Below are 20,484 nucleotides of genomic sequence, written 5' to 3'. Positions count from 1 at the left end.
TCCCCCACGCCGGGCGTGGTTTGCGCGTCAGGTGAAACGCTTTGCACCCGCCACGCACAGCACCACGATGACGGTCGAGGCGACCATCGTCCAGGCGACCGGTTCATGCAGCAGCAGCCCGGCGAGCAGCAAGCCAAAAAAAGGCTGCAGCAACTGCAACTGGCCGACCCCGGCGATGCCGCCAAGCGCCAGTCCGCGATACCAGAAGATGAAGCCGATCAGCATCGAGAAAACCGAAACATAAGCCAGGCCGATCCATGCCGGCACACCCACCCCTGCCCAGTTCATTGGCGGGGTCAGCACTGCGATCGGCGCCATCAGCGGGAGCGCAAGGAGCAGCGCCCAGCTGATCACCTGCCACCCGCCGAGCCGGCGCGACAGCGTCGCCCCTTCGGCATAACCAAGGCCGCAGAGCAGGACCGCCGCGATCATCAGCAGGTCACCGGCCAGCGATCCGCCGTCGCTGCGGTACAAAGCGAAGCCCGCGACGGTCGCCGCGCCGATCGTCGAGAACAGCCAGAAGGCCGGCCGCGGCCGCTCGCCCCCGCGCAGCACACCGAAGATCGCGGTCGCCAGCGGCAGCAACCCGATGAACACGATCGAATGCGCCGCAGTGATATGCCGGAGCGCAAGCCCGGTAAGCAGCGGAAAGCCGACCACGACACCAACCGCGACGATCGCCAGCGGCACCAGATCGCTCCGCGCCGGCCATGACTGGCGCAGCACGCGGAGAAAAAGCGCACCAAGCAACGCCGCGATGACCGCGCGCGCGGAGGTCAGGAACAGGGGCGAGAGATCGGCGACGGCGACACGCGTCGCCGGCAGCGATCCGCTGAAGATGAGCACGCCCAGAAACCCGCTGCCCCAACCTGCCGTCGTCCGTTCCATAATCCCTCGCTTTCGCTGCCCCGGCTAGGCGCAGGCACGCGACATCGACAGGAACACTATGGTACAGTTCGACAAAACTGTATGGGTCCATCGACCAGTACAATATGGAGTCTGGCATGACTGAAGCGCCGGCAACGCGCACTGAAGAACTGATGGCGGCGATCACCGCGCGGATCGTCAACCGCGCACTTGGTGCGGGCGAGCGCCTGCCGTCGGTGCGCCGCTTCGCCGAGACGATGCGCGTGTCGCCCTCGACCGTGGTCGAGGCCTATGACCGGCTCGCCGCGCAGGGCCTGATCCATGCCCGGCGCGGCGCGGGCTTCTACGTCTCGGGCAACACGGCGGCGCCCATGACGCTGGCCGGGATGGAGCCGCGGCGCGAGCCGGCGGTGGATCCGTTCTGGGTGTCGCGCCAGTCGCTCGACTCCGATCCGTCGGTACTGATGCCGGGGTGTGGCTGGCTGCCGTCGGACTGGATGCCGCAAGCCGCATTGCGCCGCGCCTTCCGCGCGCTCGCCCGGACCGACAGCGCCCTGTTGTCGAACTATGGCAGCACGCGCGGGTCCATCGCGTTGCGCCGGTTGCTGCTGGCACGCTTCGCCGAGGAGGGGCTGGAGGCAGCGCCCGACCAGTTGATGCTGACAGGATCGGGCACCCAGGCGATCGACCTGATCTGCCGGTTCCTGCTGCGACCCGGCGACACTGTGCTGGTCGACGATCCGTGCTATTTCAATTTCCAGGCGCTGCTTCGCGCGCATCAGGTGCGCCTCATCAGCGCGCCCTTCATGCCGAGCGGCCCGGACCTCGCCGCGTTCGAGGCCGCGCTGGCGGTGGAACGGCCACGGCTCTACATCACCAATTCGGCGCTGCACAATCCGACCGGCGCGAGCCTCTCGCCGCAGACCGCGCACCGTTTGCTCGGCCTCGCCACCGCGCACGACGTGACCATCATCGAGGATGATATCTTCGCCGATTTCGAGCCGTCGCCCGCGCCACGCCTCGCCATTCTCGATGGGCTCGACCGCGTGATCCGCATCGGCAGCTTTTCCAAGACGCTGTCCGCCTCGGTACGCTGCGGCTATATCGCCGGCCGCACCGACTGGATCGAGGGACTGGTCGATCTGCAGGTCGCAACCAGCTTCGGCGGCCCCAGCCCGGTCGCGACCGAGGTCATCGCCGCGATCCTGGCCGGCGGCAGCTATCGCAAGCATGTCGAGGAACTACGCCGCCGGCTGACTCATGCGCGCCAGGCCGTCACCGACCGTCTCGCCCCGCTCGGCATCACGCCGTGGATCATGCCGCGCGGCGGCTTCTATCTCTGGTGCCGCCTGCCCGATGGGCATGATTCCGCCGATGTCGCGCGCCATTGCCTGGAACGCGGCGTGGTGATCGCACCGGGCAATGTCTTCAGCGTGTCGCAATCGGCGGCCGGATTCATCCGTTTCAATGTCGCACAGACGGACGATGACCGCGTAATCGCCGTGCTGCGCGATGCGCTGTCCGCACGTCGTCCGGGCAGCGGAATCACTGTCGCTATTCCTGATTAAGCATCTTATATATAACGATATTATCTGAATTACTCACCAGGAGGCGGCGACCTGAGATATGGTACATTCCGGTGTAACATATCTCCCATCGCTCATCTCGTCGGCCCTGTCGTTGAGGGCGATTCAATCATTCGACAGGACCTGGCATGTCATCGCTTGCCGGACTTGTACCGGCGCGCTCTTTCTTATTGTCGACAACAGACGCGCGATCGCGTCGCACCTCACCAGAGCTGCTGCGCAAGCCCCAAGATATGCTAGCTCCCGTCACCAAGCGCCTGCGAGATGGCGGCACGGGCATGCAGCGTGGTGGTGTCGAACAACGGCACTGCGCTGTCCTCCGGTCGGACCAGCAGCATGATCTCGGTGCAGCCAAGGACGATCGCCTCGGCTCCGCGCGCGACCAGTCGCGCGATCACCGCGCGGTACGCGTCCCGCGACGCCGACGTGACCAGACCGGCGATCAGTTCGTCATAGATGATGCGGTGTACGACCGCGCGGTCGTCCGCGTCGGGCACCAGCACCTCAAGCCCGTGCCGGGCGGCCAGCCGGCCGGTGTAAAAATCCTGCTCCATGGTGAAAGCGGTGCCGAGCAGCCCGACGCGACGAAGGCCGGCTCGCTTGACCTCTTCGGCAGCCGGATCGGCGATGTGCAGCAGCGGCACAGCCACCGCTTGTTGCACCGCGTCCGCCATCAGATGCATCGTATTGGTGCAGATCAGCAATAGCTCCGCCCCCGCACCTTCAAGCCGGCGCGCGGCATCGATCATCCGTTCGGTCAGCGCCGGCCAGTCGCCGGCATGCTGCAGCCGTTCGATCTCGGCAAAATCAAACGACCATAACAGGCACCGCGCCGATGCGGTTGGGCCAAGCCGGTCGCGCACCCCCTGGTTGAGCAGGCGATAATATTCCGCCGAGCTTTCCCAGCTCATGCCGCCGATCAGGCCGATCATCTTCATGCCCTGGGGCGTAAAGCCTCAGGGCATGATTGCAATCAGAGAACCATGCCGCCCGACACCTCGATGCGTTGGCCGGTGACCCAACGATTGTCATCGGAGAGCAACGACGCGATCATTGGCCCGATATCATCGGGCTCGCCGACACGGCCGAGCGCGGTGACGTCGGCGACCATCTTGTTGATCGCCGGATTGTCGCGCACCACGCCGCCGCTGAAGTCAGTGGCGATCGCGCCCGGCGCAACGGTGTTGACGGTGATCCCGCGCGGCCCAAGCTCCTTGGCGAGGTAGCGAGTGAACACCTCAAGCGCGCCTTTCAGCGACGCATAGGGAATGCTGTTCGGGGTGGTGAAACGAGTGAGGCCAGTCGAGATATTCACGATCCGCCCGCCATCGTTGATCAACGGCAACAGCTTCTGCGTCAGCAGGAATACGCCCTTGAAATTGACATTGAAGACATGATCGAGCTCGGCCTCGGTCGTCTCGGCAAAGCTGTTATGGTGCGCGATACCGGCATTGTTGACGAGATAGTCGAAGCGGTCGGTGCCAAGGCTTGCTAATATCGGCCGGAGCGCGGTGACGAAGGCGTCGAAACTGCCGGCATTGCCGGTATCGAGCTGCAGCGCGACGGCGCGCCCACCTGTCTCCCCGGCCATCGCGACGACCTTGTCCGCGTCGTCGCGATTGGTGTGATAGGTGAAGACCACTTGGATGCCGCGCTTCGCAAGGTTGAGCACGGTGCTGCGGCCCAGCCCTCGGCTGCCGCCGGTGACAATGGCGATGCGTGATGGATTGGTCGGGATGTCGGTCATCTACTGTCTCCTGAGTGCTGAGCGGCGATATAGACAGCGAGACGTCGTGCGATAACTGGGCCGAATCGGCACAGGCTGTTCGAATATTCGTACAATGATGGTTGCGTGTGTTGCAAAGGATGCTTCCTCTGCACAGGCCGGGATCCTGTTAAGAAACAAGCGGAAACAGTCCCGGCCCTCATCGGGAAACGTTCCGGGCTGGACAGGCGACCCGTTCTCACAAGCGCTGGCTGAACCCTCGTCTCGTCGGCGCTGCCGCCAAACACCGCGCTAAGCCACCTCACCCCGCGCGGCCATCACCTCCTGATAACGCACCTTCATAAGCTTCATCCAGCGCGCGCGCAGCACGGCGGGGCGTTCGCGATAGCGTTCCTCCAGAAACACCGCTTCCTGCACCCGGTCGAGCCGGAAGGTGCGGAAATCCTCGCGCAGCTCGCACCATGCCATCACTACCCGCACCGCGTCGCGATAGCCGACCAGAAACGGCCAGATCGTGCGGGTCGAACCGCGGCCCTCGTTATCGGCATAGACCAGAGCCAGCTTGTTGCCGCGCCGGCACCATAGCCGCAACTGCCCGACATCGACGCTCTCGGGCGGCGCGGTGCGCCAGCGCGGCGGCGTGCCGACGACCGGTTCGAGCAGCAGCGAGCGCAGCGCCTCCGGCACTGTCGCGGCGAGCTTGGCGATCAGATCGTCGGCCGCCTTGGACAGCGCGCGGTCGCCTTGCGTGCGCACCCATTGCGCACCAAGCACTGCCGCCTCCAGCTCGTCCGATGTCAGCATCAGAGGCGGCATGTCGAACCCGCCATCGAGCACATAGCCGACCCCCGCCTCGCCGCGGATCGGCACACGCTGTCCCATCAGTGTCGCGATATCGCGATAGATTGTGCGCTTCGACGTCTCGAGCTCAAGCGCGATAGCGTCGGCGGTGATCGGGTGGCGGGTTCGCCGCAACACCTGGATGATCTGGAAAAGGCGGTCTGCGCGTCTCATGAAAATCCGCATAATGGCAGGATGCTGACAGCATGGTGGCAGCAGCCTGTCGCTAGTCAAGTTTCACCGCACCGGCACCCCGCCGGCGCCATGGAGGATTTGATCATGATGACATTCTACCACGCTCCGCAAAGCCGTTCGGGCCGCACCATGTGGCTGATCGAGGAACTCGGTGTACCTTATGAGACGCGTTACGTGCCGATTGTTTATGGCGGCGGCCCGGGCGATGGCGGCGCCGGTTCGCGCGCAGCGGGCAATGCCCATCCCGACGGCAAGGTGCCGGCGATTGTCGATAACGGCGCGCTGGTGACCGAGGGGATCGCAATCGCCATCCATCTCACCGATCTCCATCCCGCCGCCGGGATCGGCGCACCGGTCGGCACCGCCGATCGCGGCGCTTTCCTCGCCTGGCTCGCCTGGAACGCCAGCGAGTTCGAACCGCTGGTCGCGATGCTCAAATTCGTCCCCAACGCGCTGGAGAATCCGCGCACCGCTGACTCGCTCGTCGCGGTGATGCGGCGGATCGACCAGGCTCTGGCGGCCGGTCCGTATTTGATGGGCGATCGTTTCACCGCAGTCGATGTGATGATCGGCGCGACGATCGGCTGGGGTCGCGAAGTGCTGCCGGAGAATGCAGCGCTCGACGCCTATCTCGCGCGCATCGCCGACCGCCCGGCGCATGCCGCAGCATGCGCCAAGGACGCGCCCGCCGACGCCGTGCAAGCGGCGTAAGGGCCGCGGGGCGTCGTTGCGGCGACGCCCCGCTGACCTTTCGACTACGGACCTACCCCCTCTTCCGCGCGATCGATCGGGCGGTGTTCGCAATGCACCTGCAATCCTCGCACCTCATGCGCTTCGGACTTGACCCTGACGGCTCCCTTGGACACCGTGACGAGCAGGCCAGTCCATTCAGCTGCCGCGATGGCCGACGGCCTTCGCGTGTCGCTGCAATAAGAGCGGATCCGCGATGAATCATGCCTCCCTCTCTCCGCTCGAAACCGGCCAGCGTATCGTCATGCATGTCGGGGCACTTGTCCCGTCGCTGGCGCTTGCGGCCGGCGGCGTGGGTGCGGGCCTTGCCGCGCGGAGCGAGCTCGACTGGCCCGCCTGGCCCTTCATGCTCGTCCCTGCGCTGATCGCCGCCTGGTCACTCCTGGTCGCGCCGCGGCGGCGCTGGGCGGCCTGGGGCTGGGCGCTGGAAGAGGATGAGTTGCACATCGCATACGGCGTCTGGACCACGGCCTATACCGTCGTGCCGCTCACCCGGGTCCAGCATATCGACGTGGCACAGGGGCCGCTGGAACGCGCGCTCGGCGTCGCGCGCCTCGTCCTCCATACCGCGGGCACCGCACATGCGACCGTCACGCTGCCGGGCGTGACGCGCGCGACCGCCGAACGCCTGCGCGATACCATTCGCGCACATATCAAGGCCGAGAAGTGGTGAACGAAGCGGGGTTGAACGAGGTGGGGATCGACGGGACGCCGAAGCGGCTCCACCCGGCCACCATGCTGATCGCCATCATCAGGGGAGCACCATCGACGCTGCTCGGTCTGCCGGCGATACTGGCCGTGACGTCGAGCATGAAGCTGGTGGTGGTACTCGCGATTGCCGCCGCCGCTTTCCTGGGCGCGGCGGCGCTGCGTTGGATCGCGTGGCGGCGCTTCACCTATGCCCTGACCGATGACGCCGTCGTGATCGAGAGCGGTGTGCTCAGCCGCAACCGTCGCACCATTCCCTATGAACGCATGGCGGATGTCGGGATCGAACAGCGCCCGCTGCAGCGGCTGTTCGGGCTGGCCACGCTGACGCTGGAGACCGGCGGCGCAGGACAGGACGAAGGCAAGCTCGACAGCGTCTCGATAACCGAGGCGGAGCGGCTGCGCGCCGTGTTGCGCCGGCAGCGCGCAAGCGCGTCTGTGCCGGAAAATACGTCGCCTCAGGTCGGACAACAGATCGATCCTGCCCCGGTCCCGGACGCGTCAGTGCTGTTCGCGATGACCACCGGGCGCGTGCTGCTCTCGGGCTTGTTCAACTTCTCGCTGGTGTGGATCGCGGTCGGGCTGGGTGCGCTACAATTTCTCCGTCCACTGCTTCGTTCGACGCTCGGCATCGACGAGGATATGGTGTGGCGCGTGATCACCACCGGCGATGGCATGATCCACCCGGATTCGATCGGCGCCTGGGCGATGACCATCACGATGGGTGCGGCAATAGTGCTGGTGCTCGGCGTGGTGGCGGGCGTGGTCCGGACGGCCATGCGCGACTATGGCTTCGTGCTGTCCGGCGATGGTGCCGATGCCGGGCGCATGCGCCGGGTGCGCGGACTGTTGACCCGCAGCGAAGCGGTGATCGCGCTGCCGCGGGTTCAACTCGCCGCGATCGATACGGGACCGGTCCGGCGCCGGCTCGGCTGGCAGCGATTGCGCGGACAGTTGCTCAGCGGAGACGGCACGGACGGCCGCCAGGATCTAGCCCCCCTCGCCCGGCCAGTAGAGATAGACTGGTTGCTCGAGGCGTTGCGGTTGAGGCGAGTCGATCCGGCTGACATGGCGCCCGTATCGCGCCGGCATGTCTGGCGCGCGCTGCTGCGCGGCATCGCCCTGCCCGCTCTGGTCATCGCCGCGGCGGCATTGTGGCGGGTGGAGGCGCTGTTCGCCTTGCCGCTGCTTTTGCCGCTGCTGGCCCTTACGTTGCTGCGGCGGAAATATCATCGTTACGCGCTGGATGGCGACCTGCTGCAGGTGCAGCGCGGCGTTGTCGGGCGCACGACCTGGGTCGTGCCGATCGCGCGCATCCAGTCGATCACGCTGAGCCGCGGCTGGCTCCAGCGTCAGCTCGGCCTGGCCAGCGTGCTGATCGATACGGCGGGGGCCAGCCTGTTCGATGGCCCGGACATCCATGATCTGAACGAACCGGACGCGGCCAAACTGGTCGCCGATCTGGTCCGGTGCATGGAGGTGCGGCGGGCCGTCCGGTAGCTCGGGTCAAGCGCAACCGCGCCGCTCATCGCATGCCGCCAGCCGGAGGCCTCGGAAACCAACCATCACCTTTACCGGCACCGGATATGTCCCGCAGCAATCAGGCGCGCCAAATCCTTTTTGGGCATTTTGTAGGTTTCCGCATCCTCCTCATCGAGGCAGAGCTTATTATCCTGCGCGCTCCAATCAGAGACATCCAGCCAACCATCCAGATCCTTGGAGGCGAGCACATAGATGTAAAGTCCCCGCCGGCTCGGTCGCGAATGTGTCGTCAGTATGATCTTCGTGGTCTTGGGGCCGAAATGCCCCCAAAGGACTTGCTGCACCTTGATCGTGGTAACGATGTGCGAATACCACGCAATCTCGGTCTCACCCGAATCGAGGACCTTGTTGTCATCGATATAAGACTTGCCATACTGCAGGATCTTCGCCTTGAGCAGAACATAGTCACTGGAACAGGCGACATCACCCGCGGCAACCAGGCGTGCCAGATGCTCTTTTGGTATGGCGTAGACTTCCGCATCTTTCCCGGTGAGGCAAAACCCTTCTTTCTGCTCATGCCACTCCGTGGGATCCAGCGATCCATCCGCGTTTTTCCAGGCGAGCAAATAGATATTTCGCGCACTGCCGCGCGGCCGATACATCATTTCCAGCCGGACGGTTGTTTTCGTCGGCTCGAAGCTGCCCCATAACACCTTCTGCACATCGATCGTGGCATTGGCGTGGAAGAGGAAAGGGCTGTCGGGCTTTTCGTCGGCGTCCGCGTCTTCCGGTTTTGGAGTGGGGGAATCGCTCAGCGCCACGATCTTCGCCTTGAGCAGCACGACGTGGCTTTTCTCCGCGGCGACCGGTGTCTCGCCACTCGCGGGCTCGGTCGGCGCCGCGGCCTGTGACATCAGGGCTAGGCTAGCGAGCAGCGCGAATCCGATCATGGCTTCCTCGGGTCAGTTTTACCGAGCATATGTTCTACATTTGTTCAGATCAACCATTTCTCGAACCAATGTCGCCGTCGCCCGACGCCGACGCCTCTACGATGAATCGGTTCATCTTACGGGTACCGACGAGTATTATAATATGTGTAGTCATCCGGTTCCGGCTGGAAGTCCTCGAACGGCCCATAACCCTTCGCCGTGATCAGGCCGACTTTGACCGCGTCGCCCTCGCGCCGAACTTCCCAGACATTGCGGCCATCCCGGCCGATGACATAGCTCACCCGCCCGGCTCGCGCGGCGGAGGAATCCGATTCGTGCGGGGGCTGCTTGCGATTGTCGTAATGAACATGGATCATCGTATCGCCCGGCCCGCTTGGCGGCATCCTGCCGCCAGCCCTGCCGACCAGCGCGATCCATTTGACGACAAGGACGCCCGACGCATCCGGCCCGACGACCATCGTCTTTTCAACGTCCTGAGTGCCATGCACCTTGGCGTTGGCGGTCGCGGCGGCAATCGACAGGACGAACGCGGCAACTCTGGGATCCGGCGCGTCATATGCCACCGATTTCGGCTTCGTCTGCTCCCGACGGCGTACCTCTTCCAGATCACCGTCGGAGAATGTAGCCGGATCTTTGCCGCTGGGGGCCGGCCTGGGCTTGACCGGCTTTGGCGGCAACGGCCTGCCCTCCCGCCTCGCGTTCTGCTTTTCCCGCCGATAGGCTTCTTGCTGCGCCTGAAATGTAGTTTCCAGTTGCCTCTTTTCCGCTTCGGTCGCGGCTTTTTGTTCTTCGGTCGGCTTGGGTCTCTTGCTCGGCTCGGGCGCCTCCAGATCGCCCCATCGGGCAGCACCTGTTTGCAGAAACTCCGCGAGAGGAATGTTCACGGACAGGCTTGATGGATAGACCGCCTTGATCTTCTTCGCCGGTTTGGGTTTGCCCGGCTTGCCTTGGGGCGCGACTGCCGGCGTAGAGCCGGCCTCGCCAAGGCTCGCCGGTGGCGGCGCTGTCTGGTCCGCGACGACCGCGCTGTCGTCCATGCGGAAGGACTTCATCATGCCATCCGCATCGTCAGGAAGGCTTGCCCGCATGTCAGGCATTGCAGCCCCCGGCCGGAACGGCGAGCGCCCCCAATCCAATCCGCTGCCGATAGGCAAGATTGCCGCAACCGGAGGCTGCCGGACCTCGTCCGGCATCGCGCCCGCCGATCGCTGGTCGGGGCGCCGCGGAACGATTAACCCCTGCGCCCGCGCCGCGCGAACCAGCGCCTCGTCGATTTCCGCATCGGTCGCCATGCGCTTGCCGCCGGTCAGCACTTCCAGATCGGTCATCATCCGCGAGTAAAGTTGCATTCTGACGCGACGCTGCGCGGCGGCGACATCGACACCCGGCACGGTGGGGGTGCCGACCTGCTCGTCCGGAACGGCCGATATTGGAGGATCGACCGGCCCGGCGGCCTCTTCGATCGGCGCGGAATCAAGCGCCGGATCGGCGGAAATATCGTGTTCGAATGGCAAGTGCACCAGCGTCTCCCGTCGCGCGACACGCACGCGGGGCGTTGCCGATCGGCTCGTCCCATGGCGTGGCAAGGCTATCATGGGCGGGCGATAGCCGTCCGGCGAAAATGTTGAATCGGACGGACAGTGATTTAAGGCTTTGGCGGCGGTTTACTTGCGCCCCCAATTCGTCCGATATCGCCGCAAAGTGGGGAGTGCGGGGATGGCGATCATGATGCGGGCGATAACACGGGCAAGTGCGCTGTTGATCCTGGCGGGCGCCACCGCCTGGCCGGTCGCCGCCGCCGATCCGCCGCCCTTCCCGATGAATGAGGAAGTGCGGACTGGCGTGCGGGCGATGCGCGGGATCGCGCTGGCGCCGGATGGGCGGAGCGTGCTCGCCGGCATTACCGAGACCACCGCGAATGGCGGCTTGCCGCATCTGTGGCTGCTCGCACCCGGCGCGGTACCGCGCCAATTGACCTTCCGCACCGGCGAGCGCGGCGAAACCAGTGGCAGCTTCGCACCCGACGGATCGATCCTGTTCCTCGCGACGCAAGGCGGCACCCGCTCGCTTTATCGCCTGCCCCCCGCCGGCGGCGAGCCCGAGCAGTACAAGCTCGGCAAGGCCGGCACGGCCCTGACCGCGCGCTGGGGCGGCGAGGTGATGAAGGATGCGCTGGCCGTCTCGGGCTACACCCTGTCGCCCGATGGCCGAACCATCGCGCTATGGGCCGATGACCCCGAAACGGCTGAGGTGAAGGCGCGGCGCGAGCGCAAGGATGATGGTTATGCCCATGGCATTCCCGATCATCGCACGCATCTCTACCTGGTCGATGCCGCAAGCGGCGCGGCGCGCGCGGTGCCGGTCGACGGCGTGTTCAGCTCGGCCGACTGGTCGTTCGACGGCGCCGACCTGATCGTCGCCACCGACCCGGATTCGGATGAAACCGGCCCCGATGCCCGTTTGCGGCGGATCGACCCGGCATCGCTGGCCGCCACGCCGATCGATGTGCCGCGCACAGCAAAGGGTGTCGCCTTCCTCCCCGGCCGCACGCGGCTGGTCTATACCGACCAGTGCGCCGACGACGCCCCACCGCGCTGCAACGACCTGATCGTCAAGGACCTCGGCACCGGGCAGGTGCGCAACCTGACGCGCGGGTTCGATGGCGAGATCCCATCAAGCTATGAGGTAATGCCCGACGGCGACCTGATCCTGGAAATCGGCACGCATACGCGCTCGCGCCTGGCGCGGCTGTCGACGCGGACCGGCGCGGTGAGCTGGATCAGCACCGATCAGCCCGTCGCTTTCTCGCTCGTCACCAACCCGCAGCACAAGGGCTGGGCATTCCTCACCGCCGGGCCGACCCAGCCGATCACCGCGATGCTGCTGCCGGCCCTCGAGGCAAAACCGGTCGCGCTTGCCGCTCCCGCGCTGGTCCCGGCACGCTGGCCGAAAGTGCCGTCGCAGCTCGTCACCTGGCAGAATGAAGGACTGACGATCGAGGGTCTGCTGTACCTGCCCAAGGCCGCGGCGGGCGCCAAGGTGCCGCTGGTCGTCAGCATTCATGGCGGCCCGGCCAGCCGTTTCCAGGACGGCTATGACAATCTCGTCCAGATGCTGGTCGCCGAAGGCTGGGCGGTGCTGCAACCCAATATCCGCGGCAGTACCGGCTATGGCGCAAAATTCACCGCCGCGAACAAGAACGATATGGGCGGCGCCGATTACCGCGACGTGATGGCCGGGGTCGACGCGGTGCTGAAGACGCATCCGATCGATGCCAGCCGCATGGCGCTGATCGGTTACAGCTATGGTGGGGAAATGGCCGGCTTCGTCGTCGGCAAGACCGATCGGTTCAAGGCGATCGTCTCGGGCGCGCCGGTGATCAACCAGTTCAGCGAATATGGCACCGAGGACGGGACGTTCTACGACCGCTGGTATTACGGCAAGCCCTGGCTCAACTTCGCCGATGCGTGGCGTCAGAGCCCCTTGTCCACCGCCGGCAATGCGAAGACGCCGTTCCTGCTGCTGCAGGGCGACAAGGACGTCACCGACCCGCTTGGCCAGTCACTCGAAATGTATCGCGCGCTGAAGCAGACCGGCGCGCCGGTCGCGCTGGTGGTCTATCCGCGCGAAGGCCATGGCGAGACCGGCGGCAATTTCCGCGCGCTGGCCAGCCAGGAGCCGTGGCACGGCATCGATCTGCGCCGCCGCATGTTCGGCTTCCTGCGCGCGGCGTTCGCCGGGGAACCGGATCCGCTGGCGGCGGCGCGGAAGGATGTGCCGTGAGGCGGGGATAAGGCCTCGGTCTCGATCCGCATCCGAAACCTGGACATCGCCCTGCTTCCGGCTGTCCTTTCCCCAACCATGGTGCCGCAGCGAAAATAGCTGCCCTGTCATCCTTGATTTCCCGCAGCGGCGGGAAGTGCTGCGGGAAGATGCTTTTTTGAGCGTGCTGCGGGAATCTGCGGGAATTTCTGCGGGAATTTTGATGGAGCGCGCGGGAATTTTGCGGGGAGCGCTGCGCGAATATCGGGAAATGGCGGAGCGCGCGGCGTCGCGTGGCGATCCGGCACGCGCGTCCTGTTTTCCCGCCATATGCCCGAGCCATAACGGGGGGCCGAACCGCGCCGGATTTGCCGGAACAGCGGCGGCGGAAGGTCCAGCATTTTACGGGTGAGGCGTACGTCCACGCCGTGCCGCGCGGGCCAGTGCCGACGCACGATGGTTCGATCTTCATGATGCGAAAGAGCGGGGGCGGGAAGCCGGAGGGTTTCCCGTCCGTCGCCACTCTTTCACGATCGATCGCCAGGTTGAATCCACATCCGCAGGCAGGCGGCAACTCAGGCGTCACCCACCACAGGACATGGCGAGACCCGCTTATGGTGCGCCCGGCTTCCAGTCATTGTCGACCATCTTCCAGCCCGCTTCGCTGTCCTTCTTGTCGGCCATCGCCGCCTTGGCGTCGGCCGCGCTGGCGCTCGCCCAGCAGATCACCGATCCGCTGACGCCGGGCACCGCCTTGGTCAGATATTTGAAATAGGCGTCCTCGGCTGCCTTGTCGCTCGCCCCCTGATAGATTGACGAGAAATGGATCTGCTCCTTGTCGTAATCCTTGAGGGTGCAATAAGCGAAGGCGCCGGTGCCTTTCGCTTGTGCAGGTAACGCCACGCCGGCGCCCACCACCATTGCCAAAACGGCCCCGGCCATGATCCTGATCATCGCATTCTCTCCCTTCCGTCGATGTTCGACTGTGGGAGAGTTTACGCTCTTGGGGGTCGGGCTCAAGAGGCTGTGAAGCGCCTTGATGACACCAGTGAAGAGCGACTGGCGGGATCCACTCGATACCGAGCGCGTATTAGGATATGACGAGCCGATCGCGCCTCACCGCGCCGCAGACGATTCCCGGCGCCCGCTCGATGATTGGAGCCCGACCATGAAAAACGCCCTCCTGCTGCTACCGCTGCTCGCCGGCCTTGCCGCGTGCGAGACGACACGACCGAAGGACAATGCGGCGGAGGGCACGATGCCGGCCAAAATCGTATCGCTGTCCGGCACCGCCTCTTACCGGGAACGCATCGCCCTGCAGGCCGATGCGCGTCTGGAGGTTGAGATCCGCGATGTCAGCCTGATGGATGCCCCGGCGCCGCTGATCGCGAAGGTCGAGATACCCACCGCCGGCGGACAACCGCCGCTTGCCTTCACGCTGAACTATGATCCCGCGCGCATCGTGCCGCGCAACCGTTATGCGGTGTCGGCGCGGATCACGGACGGTTCGGGCCGGTTGATCTGGATCACCGACACTCATGTCGATCTTCCCTCACCCGGGAAGAGCGTGGAATTGAACCTCGTCCGCGTCGCTGGATAGCGGACCGCGCGAATCCCGCTGGCCGTTGGATCGATGGCATATGAGGGAACTGATTTCTCACCCCGCCAGATCCGCGTACAGATCCCCTTCCTCGCTCCCCCCTCTCCCGCGCCCATAGCGTGAAGGATCCAGCCATCCCGGTACCGCCCGGGGCTGCACCGGCTCCGCGAAGGTGCAGGCCAGCGCATCGCCGTCATCCGGCGACGCAAGGCCGCGCGCTTTCATATGGTCCTTCTTTTCCAGCATCACTGCCTGGCCGGCGTCGAAGCCATATTCCGGGCCAGTCAGATCATCCTCCAGGCCCTGATGATCGGGGATGCAGCCGCTTTCCAGCCAATGGCGCATATTGGTCCACATCTCGGCGCGCTTGTTGGCGACGCGGATGCGTGCGCCCGCGGATCCGCCGGCGCCCCAACTTGCCTCGCGCACGCGGGTCGACCCGAACCACACTTCGCTGACCAGCGTATCCGGCAATAGCTGCCGCAACCGGTCGATCACCGCCGCGCCGATATTGCCGGCATCGACGAAGATCGCATCGGGTTTCCACCGCGCCGCCTCAAGCGCGATGTCGCCGGCCAGGGTCATGCTGTCCATATGGTGCCAGCGCCGCCAGCCGCGCGAGCGCGCGTCGCGGCCGCAGCGGATCGCCAGCGTCGAATGATCGTCGCCAAAGCGCGCGCAATCGACCCCGAAGATCACCGGATCGGTGCCCAGCATCGGGCCCGGATCGCGCGTTCGCGCCGCCGCCACCGTCTCGCGCGCGATGAACTGCATCGACGAGGCGCTGGGGAATTGCCCGAGCACGCGCACCCGGACGATGTCGCTGTCCAGGCCATAGGTCGCGACCAGTTCGTCGAGATAGGATTTGTTGGTGCCCTCCACATCGCGGCTGTCGATCTGCGCGGTGTTCCATAGCTCGCGCAGCTTGCCGAACAGGCTGCGGAACGTGCCGCTGCCCTGAGTCGGGTTGCCGAAGGCGAGGAAGATGATCTCGGTCTGTTCGTCGGTCAGCGCCCCCAGCGCGACCTCCCATACTTTCGCATCGATGCCGCTCGCCTCATCGAAGATCAGCACGATTCGCTTGCCCTGGTTGTGCAGCCCGGCGAACGCCTCGGTATTGCTCGTCGACCAGGTGACCAGATCGGCGCGCCACGAGCGTTCATGCCCTTTCACGATCGAAGCGATCGCGGTCGCGGTGATCCTGAACCAGTCGGCGGTCAGCGCCAGATTGGCCCATTTGGCCAGTTCCGGCGCGGTCTTGGTCAGCAACTGGCTTTCGGTATTGGCGGTCAGGATGATGCGCGTGTCGATACAGGTGTCGAGCGCCCATTTGACCACCATGGCGATCAGTGCCGATTTACCGATGCCATGTCCGCTGGCGCGCGCGATGCGGCACGGCACGTGCCGCGTCGCCGGATCGGCGAGATGCGCGCCGATCGTATTCAGCACCTCGCGCTGCCAGCCGCGCGGCCCGACAACGCCGGACAGGGCGCCGCGCCCCCAGGGATAGACATAGAGCGCATGGCCGAGCGGATCGTGGCGATAGGCGCTGATCTCGAGCGCCAGAGTGCCGAGATCCCCACTCATGATTCGCGCCCCGCCGCGACCCGGGCGCGGGCGGCGGACAGGATTGCGGCGAAGTCCTCCTCCTCTTCCGCCCCATCTTTCGACACGTCCAGATTCTGCCCGGCCCGGCCCCAGGCGCGGTCGAGAATGGCGTTGGCGGCGGAGACCCTGGAAGCGTCGCTGCTTTTTTCATTGGTCATCACCCCGACAAGCGCGGCGATCGCGGCCCGGCTATGGGTGATGGCGAGGTCGGCGACGGTCTCGCCATCGGCGGTGGTACGGCGGGAACGGGTCATTCTGGTGGTCATGAGCGCCTCATTGAAAATGCGGATTTCCGCGCCAACCCCGGAACAAGTCCGGGGTGACGGCCGAGTGGATTGCCGCCCTCATCCATGCTCGACATCGCCCTGTTGCCGCGCCGCTTCACGCTGCTGCCAGCCGCGCCACACCAGGTCGGCGATGAAATCATCGATCCGCATGCCGTCGCGATGCGCGGCACGGATGATTTCGGCGGCGAGATCGGGCTGGCGCTGGCGCAGCTGCTGCACACTGAGCGTGGGGGCCGATTTGGGGCGCGGGATAGTGCGCCAGTGCGGAGTCTTGTTACACACAGGAGCGGTCGCCTTTCCGGTTGCGGTGATGAACATGCGGCGGGAGCGCTGATAGCGTTCGACATGGATCAGCCCGCGCCGTTCGAGCCGCTGCACGATGTGGACCGTGGTACTGACCGAATTGCAGCCGCACGCCGCCTGCAGCTCGTCGGCGGTCGGCGCGAGCCGTTGCGCGTCGGCCGCATCGACGATCGTCGCGAAGATGCGCTGTTCCCACAAAGTGAGGGGGGCGTTCATGACCTGACTCCCGGCGCCCGGTGTTCCAGCCCGGCCATGCGGCGCAATTGTGCGGGGCTGTAGTGCGCCACCAGCCGTGCGGCATCGACCGAGACGCCGGCCCGGGATGCAGTACGCGCGAACAGCCGCTCGCTCGCATCGTATAGCTGCCGACACGCCAGTTCGGCGGCGCTGTGCCGCGCCAGTGCTTGCTCGACCCCGGCTTCCTCCTCGGCGTTCAGCGGTACGCCGGACTCGTCCTGCGCACGCGCGATCGCCTCGACTGTCGCGCGATCGACCGCGCCGCCAGGCGCGCTTTCGAACAGCGCCGCAGTCGCCGCGACTCCGCGCACGCCAAGCGACAGGCGGATCAATGCCCGGGTCGATTCACCGATCCCGGAAAGGGGCATAATGCGCACAGGTCGGGTGCGAGCGGGCCTGTCAGGCGCGGGATGGTCCGGTGGTTGCAGAAAGGTGTGATTCATCGCGAGTCGACTCCAATATTCCCCTTTTGTTCTCTTATTTCCTTTCCTACATTGCAAGAACAGTATAGGAAATTTCCTATGGAGGCGCGATTGCAGCTACTCACACGACAGGAGCCCTGGGCCGCCGCGATCGTCGCGGCGCCGATTCCGCAAGCCACCCCCCGCCCCGATCCGCAGCCTGGCCTTCAGGGCGCGGCGCGGCATTGGGCAACCACCCCGCGCATCGCCGCGATGTTCGCGATGCTGCGCGACCTGAACGCGCTTCACGCCCGCATCGCCGCGCATTGCCATAGCGACCCCGCCGCCGGACTGGACGGTGTGCGGGGAGAAGTCGGTGCGGTCACCGGCCTGTACGAGAATGATTATAGCGGCCCTGCGCGCGCCGTGTGGACAGTCCGCGCCAATGGCGGGGCAGCGGCGTCATTATGGGAATTGCTCACCGAACAACGCGATGCCTGGATCGATGCGCAACTGATCGCCGAGGGGTTCGCACCCTGGACCTGGTCGGACGAAAAGCATGATCGCCGCGATGCGCTGGCCGAACAGGCGGGCACGGTGGCGATGGCCTGGGCGGGGTTTTGCGAAGCGGTCCACGGACCTGAGGACGCACCGTCCCTGCAGAGCCTGACCATCTGAGCATTGCGCCGGTCAGCCCGGGGAGCGATCCGGATCGCCAGGCACTATGGTCATTTTGGCGGGACACGACTGCACCGCGACGCGTTGTCCCGCTTTGAAAGCACGCGCGCCCGTCTGGCCTTCGCGTCGGGAGCGAGCGATGGAACTGACCGAATATCGGGACCTGCGCGGCGGGCGATCCTGTTGGACGGGCGACGACACCAACACGCTGATCACCGATCCCCTGCCCGATGGCGAGACCGACGTCGCGATTATCGGCGCGGGCGTGATGGGTGCGATGCTCGCCGACCGGCTCAGTGCGGCAGGACGCCAGGTGCTGCTGCTTGACCGGCGCCCGCCCGCGCATGGCAGCACCGCCGCCTCAACCGCGCTGGTGATGTGGGGCGCGGATGTGCCGCTGACTCACCTCGCCGCGCGGATCGGTGCGGCCGAGGCGGCCCGGCGCTGGACGCGGGTCTTTGCGACGATCCGGCGGCTCGCCGATCATATCGATGCGAGTGGCATCGCGTGCGGGCGGATCGACCGGCCCGAACTCTATCTCGCCGGCACTTTGCTCGACGAGGCCGCCTTGCACGCGGAGGGCGAGGCGCGCCGTCGAGCCGGTCTGCCCTCCGCCTGGCTCGATGCCGACGATGTCGCCGCCCGCTTCGGCATCGCCCCGCGCAGTGCGTTGCTCTCGGACGGCTGTTTCGAAGTCGATCCGGTGCGCCTGACACTTGGCCTGCTCGATCGCGCGCGCCGTGCCGGGGCACGTGCCTGTTTCCCCGCCGATGTGGTGCGGATCGAACCGGGCACGGAGGCGCGGACGCTGCATCTGGCCGATGGCCGCGAATTGCGCGCATGCGACGTGATCATCGCTTCGGGCTATGAGCGCGCGACCTGGTTCCTGCCGCCCGCCTTCACGGTCGGCGCAAGCTACGCCATCGCCACGGCCCCGGGTACCGCCCCCTTGTGGCGCGACAATGCAATGATCTGGGAGGCGTCCTCGCCCTATCTCTATACGCGCGCGACCGCCGATGGCCGGGTCATCGCCGGCGGCGAAGATGAGGATTTTGCCGATGCGCGCCAACGCGACGCGCTGATCGGCGCAAAGCGCGGGACGATCGCGGCAAAACTCGCCGCGATGATCGACATTGCGGACCTGCCGGTCGAATGCGCCTGGGCAGCGGCATTCGGTTCCTCACCCGACGGCCTGCCCGCGATCGGCCCGGTCGCCGGCCATGACCGGCTGTGGCTTGCCGCCGGGTTCGGCGGCAATGGCGTCAGCTTTGCCGCGCTCGGCACCGAACTGATCGCTGCCGCGCTGGCCGGCACGCCCGATCCCGACGCCCTCTGTTTCGACCCCTACCGCTTCGGCTGATCGCGCCGGACCCGCCCGGCACCGCAAACCGGTCGATATTCCCGCCGCCCTGCGCAACATGCCCGGTCAGGATCCAGCGGAAAGCGACGATATGACAGTGTGGCGCAGCATGCCGACTACCGTCAGCCAGCGCGGCGAGGTACAGCCTTGATCGGGCGGAGATGCGCGCTGCTCGCCATGGCATGCGCCGCATTGCTCCTGTCGGGCTGCTGGTCCGGGCCTGCCTGGTTCGCTGCCTCGGAAGGCGTGGCGGCAATCCCCGATGGCCGCTACCGCCTGGTCGAACCGGGCACCGCGCCCGAAAGTGCCGATATCCTGACCATCGCGCGGCAAGCCGATAACAGCTTCAGCATCACCGGTCCCGATATTCCGTGGCGCGCGATCATCGTGCCGGTCGATACGGCGCGACCCGGCCGTTTCGTCGTGCAGTTGCAACAGGCCCCCGCCGGCCAACCCTCCGCCAATGCCGGGTTCGTGCTGCTCGACACAAATGCCAGCACCTGGCGCATCGCCGTCCCGCGCTGCGCGGGTGCGGCACAAAAAGCGGTGGAACGGAGCGGCGGCCATGTCAGCAGCGACCCGCAAACCGGCGCGTCGTGCATTTTCACCGACCGCGCGGCATTGCTTGCCCAGCTGCGCGGCGCGGTAAAGGAGGAAGGCGGGTTCGACCTCGAACTGGTCAAGGCCGATCGGTAGGATCCGGGCCGCGCACATCCTTCAGTGCAGAGGTCAGGATTCCGCCGTCTCCGCGGGATCATCGTCCTTCACCGCATCGGCGAATTTGCGCATCAGCCGAACCAGCTCCCCGACATCGCGGTCGTCCCAGCTCGCGAAGATCGCGCGGCCGATCCGGTCGCGCGCCAGGTCCACGGCGTCGGTCATGATCTTGCCCTTTGGCGTCACCACTGCCTCGCGGACGCGGCGATCGGCGGCGCTCGCCTGGCGCGCAACCAGGCCGAGGCTCTCCAGCTTCGCCACCTGGCGGCTGACCGTGGTGTAATCGCGCCCCACCCGGTCGGCGAGATCGACCACGCCGATCGGGCCGCGCCGTTCGATCCCGACCAGTAGCGGGAACAGCGCCCGATCAAGCGAGATCCCCGCTTCCCGCACCATCGCCTCATCACGCTGCGGGCGGTTCATGGCG

At 65.9% G+C, this 20,484-nt stretch carries 21 protein-coding genes; 9 read left to right on the top strand and 12 right to left on the bottom strand.

What is annotated here, in order from left to right; all coding sequences use genetic code 11:
* Positions 1 to 27: 27 nt before the first annotated feature.
* On the bottom strand, positions 28 to 888 hold the full coding sequence (locus OO12_RS13100) for a DMT family transporter (RefSeq protein ID WP_034159092.1): 861 nt from the start codon (positions 886 to 888) through the stop codon (positions 28 to 30).
* 116 nt (positions 889 to 1,004) lie between these two features.
* On the opposite strand from OO12_RS13100, the gene OO12_RS13095 reads away from it, so the two are divergent.
* Entirely contained in the window at positions 1,005 to 2,435 is a 1,431-nt protein-coding gene (locus tag OO12_RS13095) for an aminotransferase-like domain-containing protein (RefSeq protein WP_034159091.1), read from the top strand.
* 254 nt (positions 2,436 to 2,689) lie between these two features.
* Here OO12_RS13095 and OO12_RS13090 read toward each other — a convergent pair whose 3' ends face one another.
* From OO12_RS13090 to OO12_RS13080, 3 genes are all read right to left on the bottom strand, one after another.
* A complete protein-coding gene (locus OO12_RS13090) occupies positions 2,690 to 3,391 on the bottom strand; it encodes an aspartate/glutamate racemase family protein (protein ID WP_034159090.1) in 702 nt (233 codons plus the stop codon).
* Positions 3,392 to 3,426: 35 nt separating this feature from the next.
* Positions 3,427 to 4,200, bottom strand: coding sequence for an SDR family NAD(P)-dependent oxidoreductase (locus OO12_RS13085; protein WP_034159089.1), 774 nt, complete (start codon positions 4,198 to 4,200; stop codon positions 3,427 to 3,429).
* A 270-nt stretch (positions 4,201 to 4,470) separates the two neighbouring features.
* Entirely contained in the window at positions 4,471 to 5,193 is a 723-nt protein-coding gene (locus OO12_RS13080; protein WP_034159088.1) for a helix-turn-helix transcriptional regulator, read from the bottom strand.
* A gap of 105 nt (positions 5,194 to 5,298) precedes the next feature.
* Between OO12_RS13080 and OO12_RS13075 the strand changes: the two genes are divergently transcribed.
* The 3 genes from OO12_RS13075 to OO12_RS13065 all read left to right on the top strand — a co-directional run bounded on the left by OO12_RS13075 (position 5,299) and on the right by OO12_RS13065 (position 8,172).
* Positions 5,299 to 5,925 carry a glutathione S-transferase family protein gene (locus OO12_RS13075; RefSeq protein ID WP_034159202.1) on the top strand — a complete coding sequence of 209 codons (627 nt, stop codon included), beginning with the start codon at positions 5,299 to 5,301 and terminating at the stop codon, positions 5,923 to 5,925.
* Between the two features lie 235 nt (positions 5,926 to 6,160).
* Positions 6,161 to 6,637 (top strand): PH domain-containing protein, encoded by a 477-nt coding sequence (locus OO12_RS13070; RefSeq protein ID WP_034159087.1) that lies wholly within the window; start codon positions 6,161 to 6,163, stop codon positions 6,635 to 6,637.
* Positions 6,634 to 8,172 carry a PH domain-containing protein gene (locus OO12_RS13065; RefSeq protein ID WP_160296802.1) on the top strand — a complete coding sequence of 513 codons (1,539 nt, stop codon included), beginning with the start codon at positions 6,634 to 6,636 and terminating at the stop codon, positions 8,170 to 8,172. Before OO12_RS13070 ends, OO12_RS13065 begins: the two co-directional genes overlap by 4 nt.
* Before the next feature lie 71 nt (positions 8,173 to 8,243).
* Here the strand turns inward: OO12_RS13065 and OO12_RS13060 are convergent, their stop codons facing one another.
* Both OO12_RS13060 and OO12_RS13055 read right to left on the bottom strand, forming a co-directional pair.
* Positions 8,244 to 9,104, bottom strand: a complete 861-nt coding sequence (locus OO12_RS13060) for a hypothetical protein (protein WP_152616411.1) — start codon at positions 9,102 to 9,104, stop codon at positions 8,244 to 8,246.
* Between the two features lie 116 nt (positions 9,105 to 9,220).
* Positions 9,221 to 10,396 (bottom strand): hypothetical protein, encoded by a 1,176-nt coding sequence (locus OO12_RS13055; RefSeq protein ID WP_152616410.1) that lies wholly within the window; start codon positions 10,394 to 10,396, stop codon positions 9,221 to 9,223.
* 424 nt (positions 10,397 to 10,820) lie between these two features.
* Here OO12_RS13055 and OO12_RS26910 point away from each other — a divergent pair, with 424 nt between their 5' ends.
* Complete coding sequence (locus OO12_RS26910; protein ID WP_052215835.1) at positions 10,821 to 12,887, top strand: prolyl oligopeptidase family serine peptidase; 2,067 nt, start codon at positions 10,821 to 10,823, stop codon at positions 12,885 to 12,887.
* Positions 12,888 to 13,478: 591 nt separating this feature from the next.
* Here the strand turns inward: OO12_RS26910 and OO12_RS13045 are convergent.
* A complete protein-coding gene (locus tag OO12_RS13045; RefSeq protein ID WP_034159083.1) occupies positions 13,479 to 13,820 on the bottom strand; it encodes a hypothetical protein in 342 nt (113 codons plus the stop codon).
* 214 nt (positions 13,821 to 14,034) lie between these two features.
* On the opposite strand from OO12_RS13045, the gene OO12_RS13040 reads away from it, so the two are divergent.
* Positions 14,035 to 14,466: a YbaY family lipoprotein gene (locus OO12_RS13040; protein WP_034159082.1), complete on the top strand. Its 432-nt coding sequence runs from the start codon at positions 14,035 to 14,037 to the stop codon at positions 14,464 to 14,466.
* 57 nt (positions 14,467 to 14,523) lie between these two features.
* Here OO12_RS13040 and OO12_RS13035 read toward each other — a convergent pair whose 3' ends face one another.
* The 4 genes from OO12_RS13035 to OO12_RS13020 form a co-directional block, all read right to left on the bottom strand.
* Entirely contained in the window at positions 14,524 to 16,053 is a 1,530-nt protein-coding gene (locus OO12_RS13035; protein ID WP_034159081.1) for a terminase, read from the bottom strand.
* Entirely contained in the window at positions 16,050 to 16,328 is a 279-nt protein-coding gene (locus OO12_RS13030; RefSeq protein WP_052215834.1) for a hypothetical protein, read from the bottom strand. The genes OO12_RS13035 and OO12_RS13030 overlap by 4 nt, the downstream gene beginning before the upstream one ends.
* A 90-nt stretch (positions 16,329 to 16,418) precedes the next feature.
* Positions 16,419 to 16,880, bottom strand: coding sequence for a hypothetical protein (locus OO12_RS13025; RefSeq protein WP_052215833.1), 462 nt, complete (start codon positions 16,878 to 16,880; stop codon positions 16,419 to 16,421).
* A complete protein-coding gene (locus OO12_RS13020) occupies positions 16,877 to 17,269 on the bottom strand; it encodes a hypothetical protein (RefSeq protein ID WP_160296801.1) in 393 nt (130 codons plus the stop codon). The genes OO12_RS13025 and OO12_RS13020 overlap by 4 nt, the downstream gene beginning before the upstream one ends.
* A gap of 153 nt (positions 17,270 to 17,422) precedes the next feature.
* Here OO12_RS13020 and OO12_RS13015 point away from each other — a divergent pair, with 153 nt between their 5' ends.
* From OO12_RS13015 to OO12_RS13005, 3 genes are all read left to right on the top strand, one after another.
* A complete protein-coding gene (locus OO12_RS13015) occupies positions 17,423 to 17,980 on the top strand; it encodes a hypothetical protein (RefSeq protein ID WP_034159079.1) in 558 nt (185 codons plus the stop codon).
* Positions 17,981 to 18,119: 139 nt separating this feature from the next.
* Positions 18,120 to 19,340 (top strand): NAD(P)/FAD-dependent oxidoreductase, encoded by a 1,221-nt coding sequence (locus OO12_RS13010; RefSeq protein ID WP_034159078.1) that lies wholly within the window; start codon positions 18,120 to 18,122, stop codon positions 19,338 to 19,340.
* Between the two features lie 147 nt (positions 19,341 to 19,487).
* Positions 19,488 to 20,036: a hypothetical protein gene (locus tag OO12_RS13005; RefSeq protein WP_152616408.1), complete on the top strand. Its 549-nt coding sequence runs from the start codon at positions 19,488 to 19,490 to the stop codon at positions 20,034 to 20,036.
* Positions 20,037 to 20,069: 33 nt separating this feature from the next.
* On the opposite strand, the gene OO12_RS13000 is transcribed toward OO12_RS13005, so the two are convergent.
* On the bottom strand, positions 20,070 to 20,480 hold the full coding sequence (locus OO12_RS13000; protein ID WP_235364777.1) for a MarR family winged helix-turn-helix transcriptional regulator: 411 nt from the start codon (positions 20,478 to 20,480) through the stop codon (positions 20,070 to 20,072).
* Between the last annotated feature and the right edge of the window lie 4 nt (positions 20,481 to 20,484).

It is taken from the genome of Sphingomonas sp. ERG5 (assembly GCF_000803065.1).
Lineage (GTDB): Bacteria > Pseudomonadota > Alphaproteobacteria > Sphingomonadales > Sphingomonadaceae > Sphingomonas.
This window is presented reverse-complemented; position numbering and strand designations above follow the sequence as displayed.